The sequence below is a fragment of the Stanieria cyanosphaera PCC 7437 genome (assembly GCF_000317575.1).
Taxonomy (GTDB): domain Bacteria; phylum Cyanobacteriota; class Cyanobacteriia; order Cyanobacteriales; family Xenococcaceae; genus Stanieria; species Stanieria cyanosphaera.
Map to the genome: position 1 here is coordinate 3,983,743 of NC_019748.1, position 14,473 is coordinate 3,998,215.

Genomic DNA, 14,473 nt, shown 5'->3' on the forward strand with positions numbered 1-14,473 from the left:
TTTGGCTAAAGTTTAAGTTAACTTTTAGCTGCTGTGCGATCGCAAACAAAACAAGATAGAGTCTGTTAAAAATTTACGTTTCGATTTAATTAGTAATTTTCCGTTCCAAGCGATCGCCTTTGCGACAAACTAAGTCAAATGCACAATATTGACAGGCTTTTTGTTCGATATCTGGGGCGACAGGATAGTAACCGTGTTGTAAATTCAATTGAACTTTTTCGGCAAAAGCTGCTAATTTTTCGGGGTTACGTTTAGCTGAAGATATTTTTTTACGTTTAGTTAAAGAATAATAAATAGCATCAACAACTGGTTCGGAAAAAGTCTGTTCGATAGCTGCTTGATATAAAGGAAGTTGTAAATCTAAACTGGCTTTGCCTTCTTCATTTTTAATTCCTGGAGGAGTGCTACTACTAGTTTTATAATCTATGATGGTTAATCCATTAGTAGTGCGATCAATTCTATCTATTTTTCCTTTAATTTGTAACCCATGCCATTTCAGATTAAATTCAGTTTCACGAGCTACAACTTCTCTTTCTGCGGGTAAAAATTCTGGTGTATTAAGATTAAGATAAAGTAATTCAAGATGTTCTTTTCTTCTGGTTTGCCAAACTGGTAATTCTGACAATTTTAATTCTTGTTCTGCTTGTAAAAAAGCTTGTTTCAATTGTTGTAAATTAAACTCGGCTAAATCAGCAGCAGTTTTTACTTTTTCGAGGGATAATTCTAAACAACGATGATATAAATTACCTCTAGAAATAGTATTTAAATCTAACTCCGCTTCTGGTAATTCTCTTAATTTTAATAACTGATATGCAAACCATTTAAAAGGGCATTGTCCTAATTGAATAAGTTGAGAAGCACTAAAAACTAAATTATTAGTATCAAGAGGAATACCAATCACACCATCGTATTCATCAGCTACTGTAGCAGTTTCTCTCTTTTGTTCTACTTGCCAAGCTTTAATTATTTGTTTAATAGTGAAATCTTTTAATTTTTTCGGTTGATGTAAATAAACTTGACGTGCCTTTTCCAAACTAGCAACAGGTAAATTAGGTAGAGAAGTTGGTTTTAATCCCAAACGAGTCAAATAAGGACTTGGTAATATAGATTCTTGTTTAATTAATTGAGGATAAGAAAAAATAATTTTTGTTTGGGGTACTGCTAATAAACTATAAAAAGCAAGTGCTTCTCGATTAGTTATTGTCACAGCAGTTTCGATCCGAAATCCCTGTTTAACTAATTGCTTGCGTTCAAAAAAATCTAAAATCGAATCATTCGTAATAGTAGTCGGAAAAATTCCTTCTCCTGTACCTAACACAAAAACATAATTATATTTAGCTCCCAATAAAGATAAAGGTGTGTGTAATTCAATCCCACCTCTGCCTGGTTGAGCAGGTACAGTTAATAAAGCAAGAGTATCTCGAATATTTTGAAAAAAATCCGCTTGAGTGAGTATTTCCGCTTCTGGTTGAGCAAGTTGAATTAAAGCCTCTTGAATCTTGTAAAAAGCAACTATTTCCCTAGCCCAACGTTTTCCTTGCTGTCGTACTTGAAATTGTTCGAGGATATTTTGTACAAGTTGTACCCATTCATCTCGACGGTTTCGTTTTGGTAACCGCAACAAAGATAAATCTACTTCTAACTCTTGCCAAGCTGAAAAATTTTGAGGATGTTTTAATTTTGCTTGTTGCCAAATACGATTAGGAAGTTTTCTGGCTAAAGGATGAGAAAGCAATTTAGCTGTCGCTTCAAAGGGAAAATTAGTGTCAATTACTTCTAATAATAGTTTTAACCATGCACCCATGCGGGTATGTTCTAAACCAATAGCATATAAAGCCCGTAGCGGTAAATTGTATTCCCAAGCAATATCTAATAAAGTTGTGCCATATAACTGCTCATCTCTAGCAACTAAAACAATTTCTTTTGCGCTAACTCCTTGATTGAGTAAACTTTTGACTTGAGTTAAAAATCCTCTTACTTCTTCTTCCAAGTTGGGATAAATCTGTAAACTAACGTCTTGAGGTAAAGGTTGTGGATGAAGAAAACACTGTTGTAATTGTTTACCGATTGAATCGTTGTTGATTTGATAGTTGTTGGCTTCAGTGGTTTGGGTGGGTTTTTTGGACGAAATTTGGTTATTTACTCGATTTTTGAAGGTTAAGCTTTTATTTTCTAGTTCTTTGAGCGCAAAATTTATCCCTTTACAATCCCATCCTCTAGCAGTTAAAAACTCAATCCCCTCGCGATTTGAGCTAAAAAGCTCTTCCTCGCCTGTAGGCAAAACCAAAATACTGTCATCTCCTGCCACTGCATCAATTAAAGCTAACTCATCATGAGAAGGATAAAAATAACCGTAAAATAGATAAGATTTTTGATAATTATTAGTTCTAGCAGCTTGCCAAAATAATTCAGCGCAATCAATACATTTTTTTGCTCTTAATTTTTGTTGATAAACTGCGGTGATTGTAGCTAACTGTCTTACTCTAACAGAAGCAGATTGAGCCAAGCTAGTTAAATCTAATTCTTGACTCAATAATTCTTTGATTGCAGGAAAAAATCTTTTAACTGTTCCCTCAAGATCTTTCGGACGAAGAACTTCTTGCAGCGTTTGTCTTAATAACCGATAAGATAATAGAGAAGAAGCAAGCCTGATTCCCTGTTGACGGACAATTGTTTCAGCTAGATTTTCCAAACTAAGATGAGCTACGCCCAAAGTTTTCGCAGTTGTCCGACTTGGGGTAATCACTTGCAGATGAGTAGGAATTGAAAAATTAGCAGGTAAGTTGAATAAGAGGGATTTTTGATTATTCATCCCTCCATTATGCTACTTTTGATTTGCTCTGGTATCTTGTACCGCAGCCCAAAATAAGATTCCTGTTAGAGGAATACTTCCAGCTAGGATTAACCCAGTAGTTAAACCGCCTAAGTCGGGTTCACCAGAAGACAATTCAAATACTGAGCCTACACCTGCGATCGCACTAATACAGCATAAAGCTAAGAAAATACCGCTTTTTACGGTAATTGGTGTCACTTTAGTTTTACTCCTAATTTTTTATTTATCTTTATTATTATTTAACTGGTTTAACGGCACTTACAGCAAAACCTTTCTTTTTCAATTCTTCGGTTAAAGCAATTTCATTTTCTACCCGATCAACAAACATCACTCCATTGAGGTGATCCATTTCGTGTTGAATGGCACGGGCGAGTAAACCAGAAGCTTGTAGTTTACGAGGTTTACCTTGTTCATCTTTAAAAGATACTTCTACCGCTTCCGGTCTAGTTACTTCTAAATATACACCAGGAATACTCAGACAACCTTCTTCAGTAATACACTCTTGACTACTAAAACGAGTAATTTTGGGATTAATCAAAACTAAAGGTGGATGATCAGGATTATCAAGTTCGCAGTCAATCACAATTAACTGCTTATTAACACCTACTTGGGGTGCTGCCAAACCAATGCCATCGGCACTATACATAGTTTGCAGCATTTCTTTAATCAATTGACGGATGCTGTCGTCTACTTTTGCAATCCGTTTAGCTGGCTGACGCAAAACGCGATCGCCTAAATAGTGAATTTCTAAAGGTGGTTGCTTTAACTTTTTCTTTTCTACTGTGACTAAGGTAGTCATGAATCTCTTGATAATAAATATTTTTACCTAACTTAATTTTATCGTTACTTCACCGATGATTAGGAAGTCAACAAATAATTCATCTATCATAGCGAAAATACTAAAATTATTTAAAAAAAATAATTTGATTGATAATTATTTACAACCATAAAAATTTATAATTTTCCCGATCAAGTGAGGCGAATAATTGAGTATTGTTCGAGATTTAAGAGATGAGTTATCGATTAAATTGAAAATAGCTATTTCAGATGCGATCGCTTCTCCATAACTTTCACCCAGATAAAATCCTCTAATACTTTCAAGTATTGGTTTTGAGAGCTACAAAATTAGTAATTAAAGATATTCTCCATGAATTTCCTCTAAGATAGAATTTTTAGCTTATTATATTCCATATCATAAGAAATAATTTCCAAATTTTCTGTCATTCTACTGTTATTTTATTACGGAAAATGTGTGTAAACGTTGTTTAATTCTACTTGACTTTAGGCTAAGTAGTTTTTGCATAAACAAGTATTTTTTTTGATAGCTAGGAATCAATAGCCACTGTTGATAATATTCAGTAACAATATTTTTAAAGAAAAATATCCATTGACTAAGAACCTTTTCAGTAGTAACTTCTTGTTTACGTTTTTGATAATTATTAAGCATTTGACAGTAAAAATCACTATCCGTCTTTAAGCGTCTAACTGCTGCAATTGCCTCATCAATAGAATTGATCGAAAGAAAATCTAGCTCACTTTTTCTAACTGCTACAAATGATGATTCTGGAGTTAAAATTCCTGGTACTCCCGCGTGCCAACAATTTAGTAATTTAATAAATCCTTTATTAATATATTGATTATTCCTAAAACTTCTCGCTGCAACAATAACATCAAGCTTTGTATAATCGTTCCATTGATTAACTTCAAAAATTGGCAGCCATTTACAACCTAAACTAGATAAAGATTCAATCCAATACTGAGATTTTAGTTCTTGAGCTAATTGACTTCTACTACCTATATAAGCAACGTTTTCTACTGTAAATTTACGTTCTTGATTTCGAGGAATAAGATTAGGTATTGGCCAATGAGCTATATAGTAAGGCTTCCAAACAGAATTGTAATTCAATTGATAATCTTGAGGATTATGAACTACGTGAATATGTGCTGAAGGATGATATTCGCGATCGCTCTTGGCACAAATCAACATAGTATTAGTTAAAAACTGAGCATTGTCACCTAATGTATCTCTATCTGCTATTACTATTCCTTGTCGGTCAATAGTATTAGTAATTTCACAAGAAACTCCTGCGTTTTTTAAGTGAAAATAAGTTTGTGCTATCCAAGCTGTAAAATTACTGTGTTCTCCTTCCCAAGAATCCTTATAATTACTTTGTAATAATTTTTTTTTATTTTCAGTAGGAGCGTAAAAATAGATTTTTTCCATGATTATAATAGCTTTTCAAACATTAGAGTAAATCTAATCCTTGCCAGCCAGCTTATTAATTGTTGGAATACAAAATCGTTCGTTATCCTAACACCAGAATCTAATTTTCTTAGAGCTTTGTTTCTAAAATGTTACGTTCCACATACTAAAACTAATCTAAAAACAAAAAACTTAATTTCTATTTATTTAAAGATTGTTGTCTTTGCCTTTGTTTCTCTAGCTGACGAGCTTTTTTTTCTGGAGTTAATTTGTCGTAGCAATGAGGACAAGAAACAATAGGTTCATAATAAGGAGAAGTTTTATCTAATTCTGAAATAGGATGTCCACAAGCATAACAAAGATCGTAACTTCCTGCTTCTAATCCTTGTTTAACTGTAACTCGTTCGTCAAAAACAAAACATTCTCCTTCCCATAAACTTTCTTCAGCAGGAATTTCTTCTAAATATTTCAGTATGCCACCTTTGAGGTGAAAGACTTCTTGAAATCCTTGGGAAAGCAAATAAGATGAAGCTTTTTCACAACGAATTCCCCCTGTACAAAACATAGCTACTTTTTGATGTTTTTGAGGATCAAGATTTTTAGCTACATATTCGGGAAATTCTCGAAAAGATTGCGTTTGAGGATTATTAGCTCGCTTAAAAGAGCCTATTTCTACTTCATAATCGTTTCTAGTATCAATTACGACTACTTCAGTATCTGAAATAATTGTATTCCATTCTTGAGGAGTAACATATGTTCCTACTTTTTGACTAGGAGCTACTTCAGATATACCAAAAGTGACAATTTCTGATTTGATTTTTATTTTCAGTCGTTCAAAAGGAAATACTTCACTATAAGATTCTTTGTGTTCTAAGTCGGCAAAATTAGGCTCGCTACGAAGATAAGCTAAAACGCAATCAATATTTTCTCTACTACCTGCAATTGTGCCATTAATGCCTTCGGTAGCTAAAAGAATAGTTCCTTTTAGATCATGTTTTTGACAAAATTCTCCTAAAGATTGCCTTCTTTCTGCTAAATTTTCAAGAGAAACAAATTTATAAAATGTAGCAATAACTATAGTCATTTTTGTTGCTAATAATTTTAATTGATAATAAATTATAGGTTAATTGTCACGTCAGAAAGAAATGTCGAGCTTTTAGTATAATTATTAATTATTGATTGTTTGTCGACAGCCTTTACACTGATAAACCCAGATAGATTGAGCGGTTGGTAGTGTTTTTTGTTAATTGAATAGTTAGTTTGATTGAATCACAAATTAAAAAGTAATTACACTACGAATAGACTCACCTTTGTGCATCAAATCAAATGCATCATTAATTTTATCTATTGGCATTACATGAGTTACTAAATCATCAAGATTAATTTTCCCTTCCATATACCAGTCAACAATTGTGGGTACGTCAGTACGTCCTCTAGCACCGCCAAAAGCACTACCTTTCCAGACTCTTCCTGTTACTAACTGAAAAGGACGAGTACTAATTTCTTCTCCTGCACCTGCTACTCCTATAATGACAGAAACACCCCAACCTTTATGACAGCATTCTAAAGCTTGACGCATCACTTTAACATTGCCAATACATTCAAAACTATAATCAGCACCACCATCAGTTAACTCTACTAAATGAGCAACTAAATCTCCTTCTATTTCTTGAGGATTGACAAAATGAGTCATGCCGTATTTTTCTGCTAAGGCACGCTTGGCAGGATTGAGATCTACGCCAATAATTTTACTAGCACCTACCATCTTTGCCCCTTGAATCACATTTAAACCAATGCCACCCAAACCAAATACAACTACATTTGCACCAGGTTCAACTTTAGCCGTATTTACGACTGCCCCAATGCCAGTAGTTACGCCACAACCAATCAAACAAACTTTATCAAAAGGAGCATCTGAACGAATCTTAGCGACTGCAATTTCTGGTAAAACTGTATAGTTAGAAAAAGTAGAAGTTCCCATGTAGTGAAAAAGTTTTTGCCCGTCGAGGCTAAAGCGACTTGTTCCATCGGGCATGACTCCTTGTCCCTGAGTTGCTCGAATTGCCTGACAGAGATTCGTTTTCATACTTAAACAATAAGCACATTGACGACATTCGGGAGTATAAAGAGGAATAACGTGATCTCCTGGGGCAACACTTTTAACACCTTCCCCTACTTCAACTAATACTCCTGCTCCTTCGTGTCCCAAAATCGAGGGAAATATTCCTTCTGGATCTGCCCCTGAAAGGGTATAGGCATCGGTGTGACAAACACCAGTAGCTTTAATTTCAACTAAAACTTCTCCAGCTTTTGGTGGTTCTAACTGAACAGTTTCAATGGCAAGGGGTTTACCAACTTCTAAGGCTACTGCTGCTTTAACATCCATAATGAATATTCAAATATTCCTAGATTATATTACTATATATTTTTATTAATATCGTTTCTGCTTTGGTTGGCTTTAATATCACTAAAAAAATAATTGGGAACTTAGCCCAAATTTGACCAAATTCCCAATTAACAACTTGATAGTTGAATTGTGTGTTAGTTGTAAACTTTACCGCCACCCCACATAGTGCCACGAATTTTGGGTTGAATCAAAATGTGACCAGCTACTGCTTTTAGATCTTCATCGGTGAGATTTCTCATCATGGGATAGAGATCTGAGCGAGTAGTATTGGGATGTAATTCATAAATATTAGTTTCCCCGTCATAGGTAGTGGGATTTTTCAAATATTCTACTATTCCCTCAATATTATCTTTAGGAGGTTCGGCATTAGCTAGAGCGTTAAGTCCTAGTCCCACATTAGGATTAGTTTTGGTTGTTCCCGATTTATGACAGTAGCTACAACTATCAACAAAGATACGTTGTCCTCGTTTCACTTCTTGAAGAGAGAGAGTAACTTCATCTCCTGCTTCATTTAATCTGACGGTACGAATAGCATCGTCTAATTCCACCGCAGTTGCACTACTAATAGATTGAAACACAAAGAAAATAGTAACTACAGCAACTAAAAATAATCGCTTCAACATGTTTCTCCTCAAAAACTTTGTCTTAATTATTGGATTTTGTGAGAGGTTGTCGCCTCTTGAAATATACCAATAGGATTGATTTATACCCCTGTAATTAAAATCTACAGATCTGCTTGATCGATTAAACCAAAGACACAGATAGTTGCTAACTATCTTGATCATTTAGGTTTTTGGGTTTACTCGCTAAAATTTCGGAAATAACAGCCTTAGCATCTTCTAATGCTAGACAAGTATGTTGGTTTTTGTAGGCAATTTTAAACCGATCGCATAAATGAAATACTTTCTCTACAGGGAGATGATATTCTGCTGCTATGTCCGCAATTGATAAGTCTGCAAAACCCATATTAATGATTGTGATCTGTTGAATAATTAGGATTAATTAATCCGTCATCATAAATATCATGCCATTCAACCGACCCAATTGCAGAAAATTGGGAAATTAAATCTTTTTGTTAAATTTAGTTGGAGCGATTAAATTTCTTTGACTGTCTGATTTACAGCAGGAACGCTAACAGCTAATTCTGAGTGAAGATTAACTACCCTACCAATAACTGCGATCGCTGGAGCTTCAAATCCTGTCTTTTTGACTTGTTCAACAATTGTCTCTAGAGTTCCAATCAATTCTTCTTGTTCTGGTCGAGTTCCCCACCGAATTAAAGCAATTGGCGTGTGGAGCGATAGCCCTCCTGCTAATAACTCAACAATGATATTACTTAGGTTGTGAACTCCCATATAAATTACAATGGTTTCTGAGCCAAGTGCGATCGCTTTCCAGTTGACGTGTGGACGATATTTTCCTGTCATTTCATGTCCTGTTACAAAAGTTACCGAAGAACTATACCCTCGATGAGTAACAGGAATTCCTGCATAAGCAGGAGCAGCGATACCTGCCGTAATACCTGGCACTACTTCTACTGGTATTCCAGCTTGAATTAAATCTGCCATCTCTTCGCCACCACGTCCGAACACAAAAGGATCTCCGCCTTTAAGTCTGACCACGACCGCATATTCTTGCGCTTTAGTAATTAGAAGCTGAGTTGTTTCTGCTTGTAGTTTAGAATGACGACCCCGCCGTTTACCTGCATTAATTTTTTCAGCTTTGGGGTTAATCATTGCCAAAATTGCAGGACTTACTAATGCGTCATAAATGACTACTTCAGCATTTTCCAGGAGAGTTTTGCCTTTAATTGTCATTAAACCAGGATCGCCTGGTCCTGCCCCAACAAGATAAACTTTACCTGGATAAGATTGTGATTGTGGCTGATTCATTGTACTGCTCCTTCCAGGATTAAATTAGCTAGTTCTACAGTTGCTCCTAAAGGTTGGTCGAGAATCAAATTTACCCCAGGAAAATCTTGTTGTAATTGCTCTACTTGAGTTGCGATCGCATCGGTTATTTTCCCTGGAAACAAAAAATAGGGTAAGATCACCAGGTTTTGTTTACCCTGCTCAACTAATGTCGCGACACTTTCCGCTAGATTTGGTGAACTAGACCAATAAGCAACCGTTGCTTGTAATCGCTCTGCCAAGATTTGACAAGGTTGATTGCCTTTTTGCAGACGACTACCATGAGCTAGTAAAATTTTGCCATCTCTTGCTTGGGAATTAAATTTGTAACGGTCAACCCCGTCAAATTTGTGACGCAAAAGCTCGAACATTTTGACATAACTACCGAGATAAGAACACAAGTTTAAACTAATCTGTCCATTTAAAATCTGTTGAGCTTGATTAACTTGAGTAGGTAAATCGACAGTGACGTGAATTCCTGGTAGCAAAAACAAAGGCAAAAGCATTACTTGTCGATACCCTAACTGCTGGGAACGTCGAGCAAAATTAACAATACTTTCCGCCAAAGATAAAGGAGAAAATTCTAAACAAGCATAATCAACCAGAGGCAATTTCTGCCTTTCTAAAATAACAATTTTTTGCTTCCGTGTTATTACTGAATTAGTCCCTAAGTATTTTCCTCGATCTAAGATAGCATTAGTAGTTAATTGCTGACGTAATAAATCAGTGAGTTTAGTCAATGCTAAATGCTGCCGATGGTCGCGACTACCATGAGCTATTAATAAATAAGACCGATGCCAGGAAATAGTATTCAAAAGTTATTTAACTTTGAGGAAGAAACGATTATCATATCTCAAAAAGTATATCTCAATAAATTTACAGTTTTGTAGCTAATGATATATCTTGCTTTCTTACCGTAAAAATACGAACATAATAGAAAAAATAGGTCAGAAAAAATACATAAAATAATCTTAGTAAAACAAACTCATAACTATGACAAATAATTATCCAGCCAACAACTCCAATAATTACAATTATCCCTCGGAAGTATCATCAGCCTCAAGGGAAGCAATTGATGTAAATATAAGTGGATATTTAATTAAATTACGTCGACGCTGGAAATTAGCTCTAGCTGTATTTTTGCTGACTGCTGGTGTCACTACTGCGTTAAGTTTATTATTACAAAAAACCTATCAAGCCCAAGGAAAATTACTCTTTAAACAAAATTCTACTGCTTCTTTAACAGGAGTAGGAGAAAATGTCGGAGAATTAAAACCTCTGTTAGTCAATCAGAGTCCTTTAAGTACTCAAATTGAGGTGATTACTTCTACTCCCGTGATCCAACAAACTATCGATAAACTTAAATTACAAGACGATCAAGGTAAACCAATTAAACCAAAAGATTTTGAAAAAAAATTAAATATTGAACTCGTTGGTGGAAGTGATGTTGTTGAAATTACTTATGCTCATCCGAATCCCAAAGTTGCTGCCGATGTGGTCAATACATTAATGAATACATACATCAACGAACAAATTAGAGCTAATCAATCTGAACCAGCTTCTGCGCGTGAATTTATTAATAAACAATTACCACAAATAGAATCTCAGGTTAGTCAAGCTGAATCGGAATTACGCAACTTTAAAGAATCAAACCAAGTTGTTAATTTGACCAGGGAAGCAGAAAGTACTGTGGTACAAATGGCTAACCTTAATAGTGAAATAGCTAACGTAGCAGCCCAATTACAGGGAACAATGGCTCAATCAGAAGCCCTACAAAGTCAACTTAATTTAAATCTTAATCAAGCGATCGCAGCTAATCAATTAGGAGCTTCTCCAGTAGTTGACGGTTTATTAAAAGAAATGGCGACTGTAGAATCAGAATTAGCCAAAGAAAGACAGCGTTTTTTAGATAATCATCCCAGCATCAAGAGTTTAGAAGAAAAGAAAGCTTCTCTAAATCAAGAATTAAAAAATTTAATCAGTCAAAATGTTGGTCAAGGAGTAGAAATTTCAGAAGGTTTATTTAACAATGATGGTCTCAAAGAAAATCAATTAGAAAAATTTATTACTTTAGAAATAGATAAAATTAATCAACAAAGACAATTATCTTCTTTATATCAAACTCAACAAAGCTATCTAGAACGCGCTCAAAAATTACCTAGTTTAGAACAAAAAGAAAAAGATTTAATTCGTAAAGTTAAAGCAGCACAAACTACCTACGAAACCTTACTCACCAGTTTACAAGAAGTACAACTAGCTGAAAATCAACAAAATGGTAACGCTCAGATTATTGAGTTAGCTAAATTACCAGAAAAAGGTAGCTCAGGCAGAATCGCGTTCATGCTTGTGGGTATCTTACTAGGATTATTGTTATCTAACTTGTCGGTTATTTTAGTAGAAATGCAAGACCGCAGCCTGAAAACTGTGGCAGAAATCAAAAATAAATTTGGCTACAATGTCTTAGGTTTAGTGCCAAAACACGAGGCTGAAGATAATCAAGGCATTATTGTCCACAAACAGCCCGATTCTTTTGCCAGCGAAGTTTATCGCATGATTCAGGCAAATTTAAAGTTTATGAGCCTTGAACATCCGCCCCAAGTAATTTTAGTAACTAGTTCTGTACCAGAAGAAGGTAAATCTACGGTTTCGGCAAACTTAGCTACTGCGATCGCACAATTAGGCAAGCGAGTATTATTAATTGATGGAGATTTAAGAAAACCTTCTCAGCATCATCTGTGGAATTTAGATAATTTTGTTGGTTTGAAAGATGTTATTTCCGCTCAAAAACCTCTTAGTTTAGCTGTATCCAGACCCTTAGAGCAATTAGACTTATTGACGGCAGGAGAAGTTCAATCTAATCCTCTTGCTTTATTAGATTCAGAAGCTATGAGTGAATTAATTAATCAATCAAGACACAAATACGATTTAATTCTAATTGATGCCCCACCTTTACCAGTAACTGCTGACGTTCTTACTCTCAGTAAATTAGTCGATGGTATTGTATTTATTAGTCGTCCAGGAGTAGTCGAACACGAAAGTGCAGAACTTGCCCAAGAAACTTTAGCTAACAGCAACAAAAAAGTTTTAGGCATGGTAATTAATGGCATTAACTCCAAAGAATTTGACCGTTATTCTTACTACGCTAAATACGCGAAAGGTTATTTCCCTAGCCAAAGCAAGCAAAATAATGCGGTCAATAATAACCACAGTCAAGCTAGAGTCTAACTAGATTAGATAATTATTGGCATTTAACTAAAAAAGTTGAAGTTGAGTAATGAGAAGAAAAAAAGCAGGAATCTTGCCGAAATTCTTCTCATTATTATTTATTGGTAGTTTCTTTTAAAGTAAGATTTTAATTTAAAACTCTGTTTACAACCGAACTTGTACAGTATACTGAAGACCTCTAAACAGGCTATGATCAGGAGGACACGGGTGGCAAATTCGATTCGCCACCGTGAGTTGTTTGTGTCGAAGCTATGCTAGTCAACTAAGACTAAGTTAGCTCGATTTTGCCTCTTAACTTATAGCGATCGCCTTTATGACTTTACAATTGCGAGTTTACGTTCCCGAACACCCTTTAATTAAGCATTGGTTAGCTGTTGCTCGTGATGCTGGAACTCCCTCTGTGTTGTTTAAAACTGCGATGACTGAATTAGGACGTTGGTTAAGTTATGAGGCAACCCGCACTTGGTTACCAACGATGCCAACAACGCTACAAACTCCTTTAGCTCAAGCAGATGGAACTTTGATCGATCCAGAAGTACCAATTGGAGTTGTACCGATTCTGCGTGCAGGTTTAGCATTACTTGATGGAGTACAACATATTCTACCAATTGCTTCAACTTATCATTTAGGTTTAGTTCGTAACGAAGAAACTCTTGAACCAAGTTGCTATCTCAACAAATTACCGCAAAAATTTCATCCTCAGACTAGAATCTTAATTCTTGAACCAATGTTAGCTACTGGCGGTTCAATTATGATGGCAATGGAAATTTTAACCCAACGCGGTATAGATCCTACTCTGGTTAGAATTGTTTCTGTAGTAGCTGCGCCACCAGCTTTAAAAAAATTAAGTGAACATTATCCCAGTCTGAATATTTATACCGCTATTATTGATGAAGGTCTGAATAATCGTGGTTATATTGTCCCTGGTTTAGGAGATGCAGGCGATCGCGCTTTTGGAACTTAACTGAACTAAATAAAGCTATTCTAAAAATAAAAGTTGAAGAGTTTCGTTATTTTAATTACTTACACAACAAAACTATTGAATCTGCGCAAACAAAGAGGTGAGCAAAAATTATGAGTCAAAAAGATAATTTCGGTGGCGGTTTTCTTTTGGGGGCAATTGTTGGTGGTGCGCTTGGTGGTGTACTTGGCACTTTGTTAGCTTCTCGTAGTGAAAATTTTCAAAGAGCTTCAGGAGAAAAAGATGTTTTGGCAGGAAGTAAACAACCCAAATTTACCACTGAAGAAAGCATCGAACAATCTCGGCGTAGTCTAGAAGATAAAATTGCTCAATTAAATTTGGCAATTGATGATGTACGCCATCAATTAGGAGCAGTTAATGGTAACTTTTCTGAAGAATAACAGCATCAGTCAACTAAATTAAATTTGTTTGACATTATTGCTATTATTCAATTCAGCCTGGTTAAATTCTGGGATGAGTTAGCTGCTAGGTCATAGAAATCTATCAGGTTTATTATTTAAGTTTGCTTCAATGCTAATGCTTAAGTCTCCGTATTTGGTAACGCACGTATTTGTTCTGGTAAAGGTTCGGCATTACTACTAAAAGGAGAGTAATAAGCAATCACCAACAAAGGTAAGATCAGGGTCATAACAGCAACAACTGTACCTAATATCCCCGCCCATCTGTGATGAGGAGATTCAGAGTTATTAGGCGCTCGCTCGCTAGCATCCATAAAATAATTTTTTTTAACTGAATTCGATTTCGTAAATAACAAAGAAGATTAGCTAGTCTAAACTCTTTGACTACCATTCTAGCTACTTATTTAATTAATGGTGGTATTTTTTAAAACCAAAACAGATAATTATTTGGATTAATCTTTATTACTCAAGCTGGTTTCCCTTTTTCTGTACTGACAAAAAACCGCTCCAGAAAA

The 14,473-nt window shown here is 35.3% G+C and carries 14 protein-coding genes; 3 read left to right on the forward strand and 11 right to left on the reverse strand.

Annotated features, from left to right (window positions below; genetic code table 11):
• Positions 1-85: 85 nt before the first annotated feature.
• The 10 genes from STA7437_RS17340 to STA7437_RS17385 form a co-directional block, all read right to left on the reverse strand.
• Positions 86-2,812 (reverse strand): PD-(D/E)XK nuclease family protein, encoded by a 2,727-nt coding sequence (locus tag STA7437_RS17340; RefSeq protein ID WP_015194690.1) that lies wholly within the window; start codon positions 2,810-2,812, stop codon positions 86-88.
• A gap of 12 nt (positions 2,813-2,824) precedes the next feature.
• Positions 2,825-3,022 carry a hypothetical protein gene (locus STA7437_RS17345; protein WP_041620131.1) on the reverse strand — a complete coding sequence of 66 codons (198 nt, stop codon included), beginning with the start codon at positions 3,020-3,022 and terminating at the stop codon, positions 2,825-2,827.
• Between the two features lie 46 nt (positions 3,023-3,068).
• Positions 3,069-3,632: a peptide deformylase gene (gene def, locus STA7437_RS17350; protein ID WP_015194692.1), complete on the reverse strand. Its 564-nt coding sequence runs from the start codon at positions 3,630-3,632 to the stop codon at positions 3,069-3,071.
• A 432-nt stretch (positions 3,633-4,064) separates the two neighbouring features.
• Positions 4,065-5,057: a hypothetical protein gene (locus STA7437_RS17355; protein ID WP_015194693.1), complete on the reverse strand. Its 993-nt coding sequence runs from the start codon at positions 5,055-5,057 to the stop codon at positions 4,065-4,067.
• 178 nt (positions 5,058-5,235) lie between these two features.
• On the reverse strand, positions 5,236-6,120 hold the full coding sequence (gene trhO, locus STA7437_RS17360) for an oxygen-dependent tRNA uridine(34) hydroxylase TrhO (protein ID WP_015194694.1): 885 nt from the start codon (positions 6,118-6,120) through the stop codon (positions 5,236-5,238).
• Positions 6,121-6,312: 192 nt separating this feature from the next.
• Positions 6,313-7,422, reverse strand: a complete 1,110-nt coding sequence (locus tag STA7437_RS17365) for an S-(hydroxymethyl)glutathione dehydrogenase/class III alcohol dehydrogenase (protein ID WP_015194695.1) — start codon at positions 7,420-7,422, stop codon at positions 6,313-6,315.
• A 155-nt stretch (positions 7,423-7,577) separates the two neighbouring features.
• Positions 7,578-8,066 (reverse strand): photosystem II cytochrome c-550, encoded by a 489-nt coding sequence (gene psbV, locus STA7437_RS17370; protein WP_015194696.1) that lies wholly within the window; start codon positions 8,064-8,066, stop codon positions 7,578-7,580.
• 145 nt (positions 8,067-8,211) lie between these two features.
• A complete protein-coding gene (locus STA7437_RS17375; RefSeq protein ID WP_015194697.1) occupies positions 8,212-8,409 on the reverse strand; it encodes a hypothetical protein in 198 nt (65 codons plus the stop codon).
• 128 nt (positions 8,410-8,537) lie between these two features.
• The gene (gene cobA / locus STA7437_RS17380) at positions 8,538-9,335 is read right to left on the reverse strand and encodes a uroporphyrinogen-III C-methyltransferase (protein ID WP_015194698.1); all 798 of its coding nucleotides are present in this window, start codon (positions 9,333-9,335) and stop codon (positions 8,538-8,540) included.
• Positions 9,332-10,168 (reverse strand): sirohydrochlorin chelatase, encoded by an 837-nt coding sequence (locus tag STA7437_RS17385; protein WP_015194699.1) that lies wholly within the window; start codon positions 10,166-10,168, stop codon positions 9,332-9,334. Before STA7437_RS17385 ends, cobA begins: the two co-directional genes overlap by 4 nt.
• A gap of 178 nt (positions 10,169-10,346) precedes the next feature.
• On the opposite strand from STA7437_RS17385, the gene STA7437_RS17390 reads away from it, so the two are divergent.
• From STA7437_RS17390 to STA7437_RS17400, 3 genes are all read left to right on the forward strand, one after another.
• Positions 10,347-12,578: a GumC family protein gene (locus tag STA7437_RS17390; protein ID WP_015194700.1), complete on the forward strand. Its 2,232-nt coding sequence runs from the start codon at positions 10,347-10,349 to the stop codon at positions 12,576-12,578.
• 313 nt (positions 12,579-12,891) lie between these two features.
• Positions 12,892-13,542, forward strand: coding sequence for a uracil phosphoribosyltransferase (gene upp / locus STA7437_RS17395; protein ID WP_015194701.1), 651 nt, complete (start codon positions 12,892-12,894; stop codon positions 13,540-13,542).
• A gap of 110 nt (positions 13,543-13,652) precedes the next feature.
• Positions 13,653-13,940, forward strand: coding sequence for a hypothetical protein (locus tag STA7437_RS17400; protein ID WP_015194702.1), 288 nt, complete (start codon positions 13,653-13,655; stop codon positions 13,938-13,940).
• A gap of 140 nt (positions 13,941-14,080) precedes the next feature.
• Here STA7437_RS17400 and STA7437_RS17405 read toward each other — a convergent pair whose 3' ends face one another.
• Complete coding sequence (locus STA7437_RS17405; RefSeq protein WP_015194703.1) at positions 14,081-14,272, reverse strand: hypothetical protein; 192 nt, start codon at positions 14,270-14,272, stop codon at positions 14,081-14,083.
• Between the last annotated feature and the right edge of the window lie 201 nt (positions 14,273-14,473).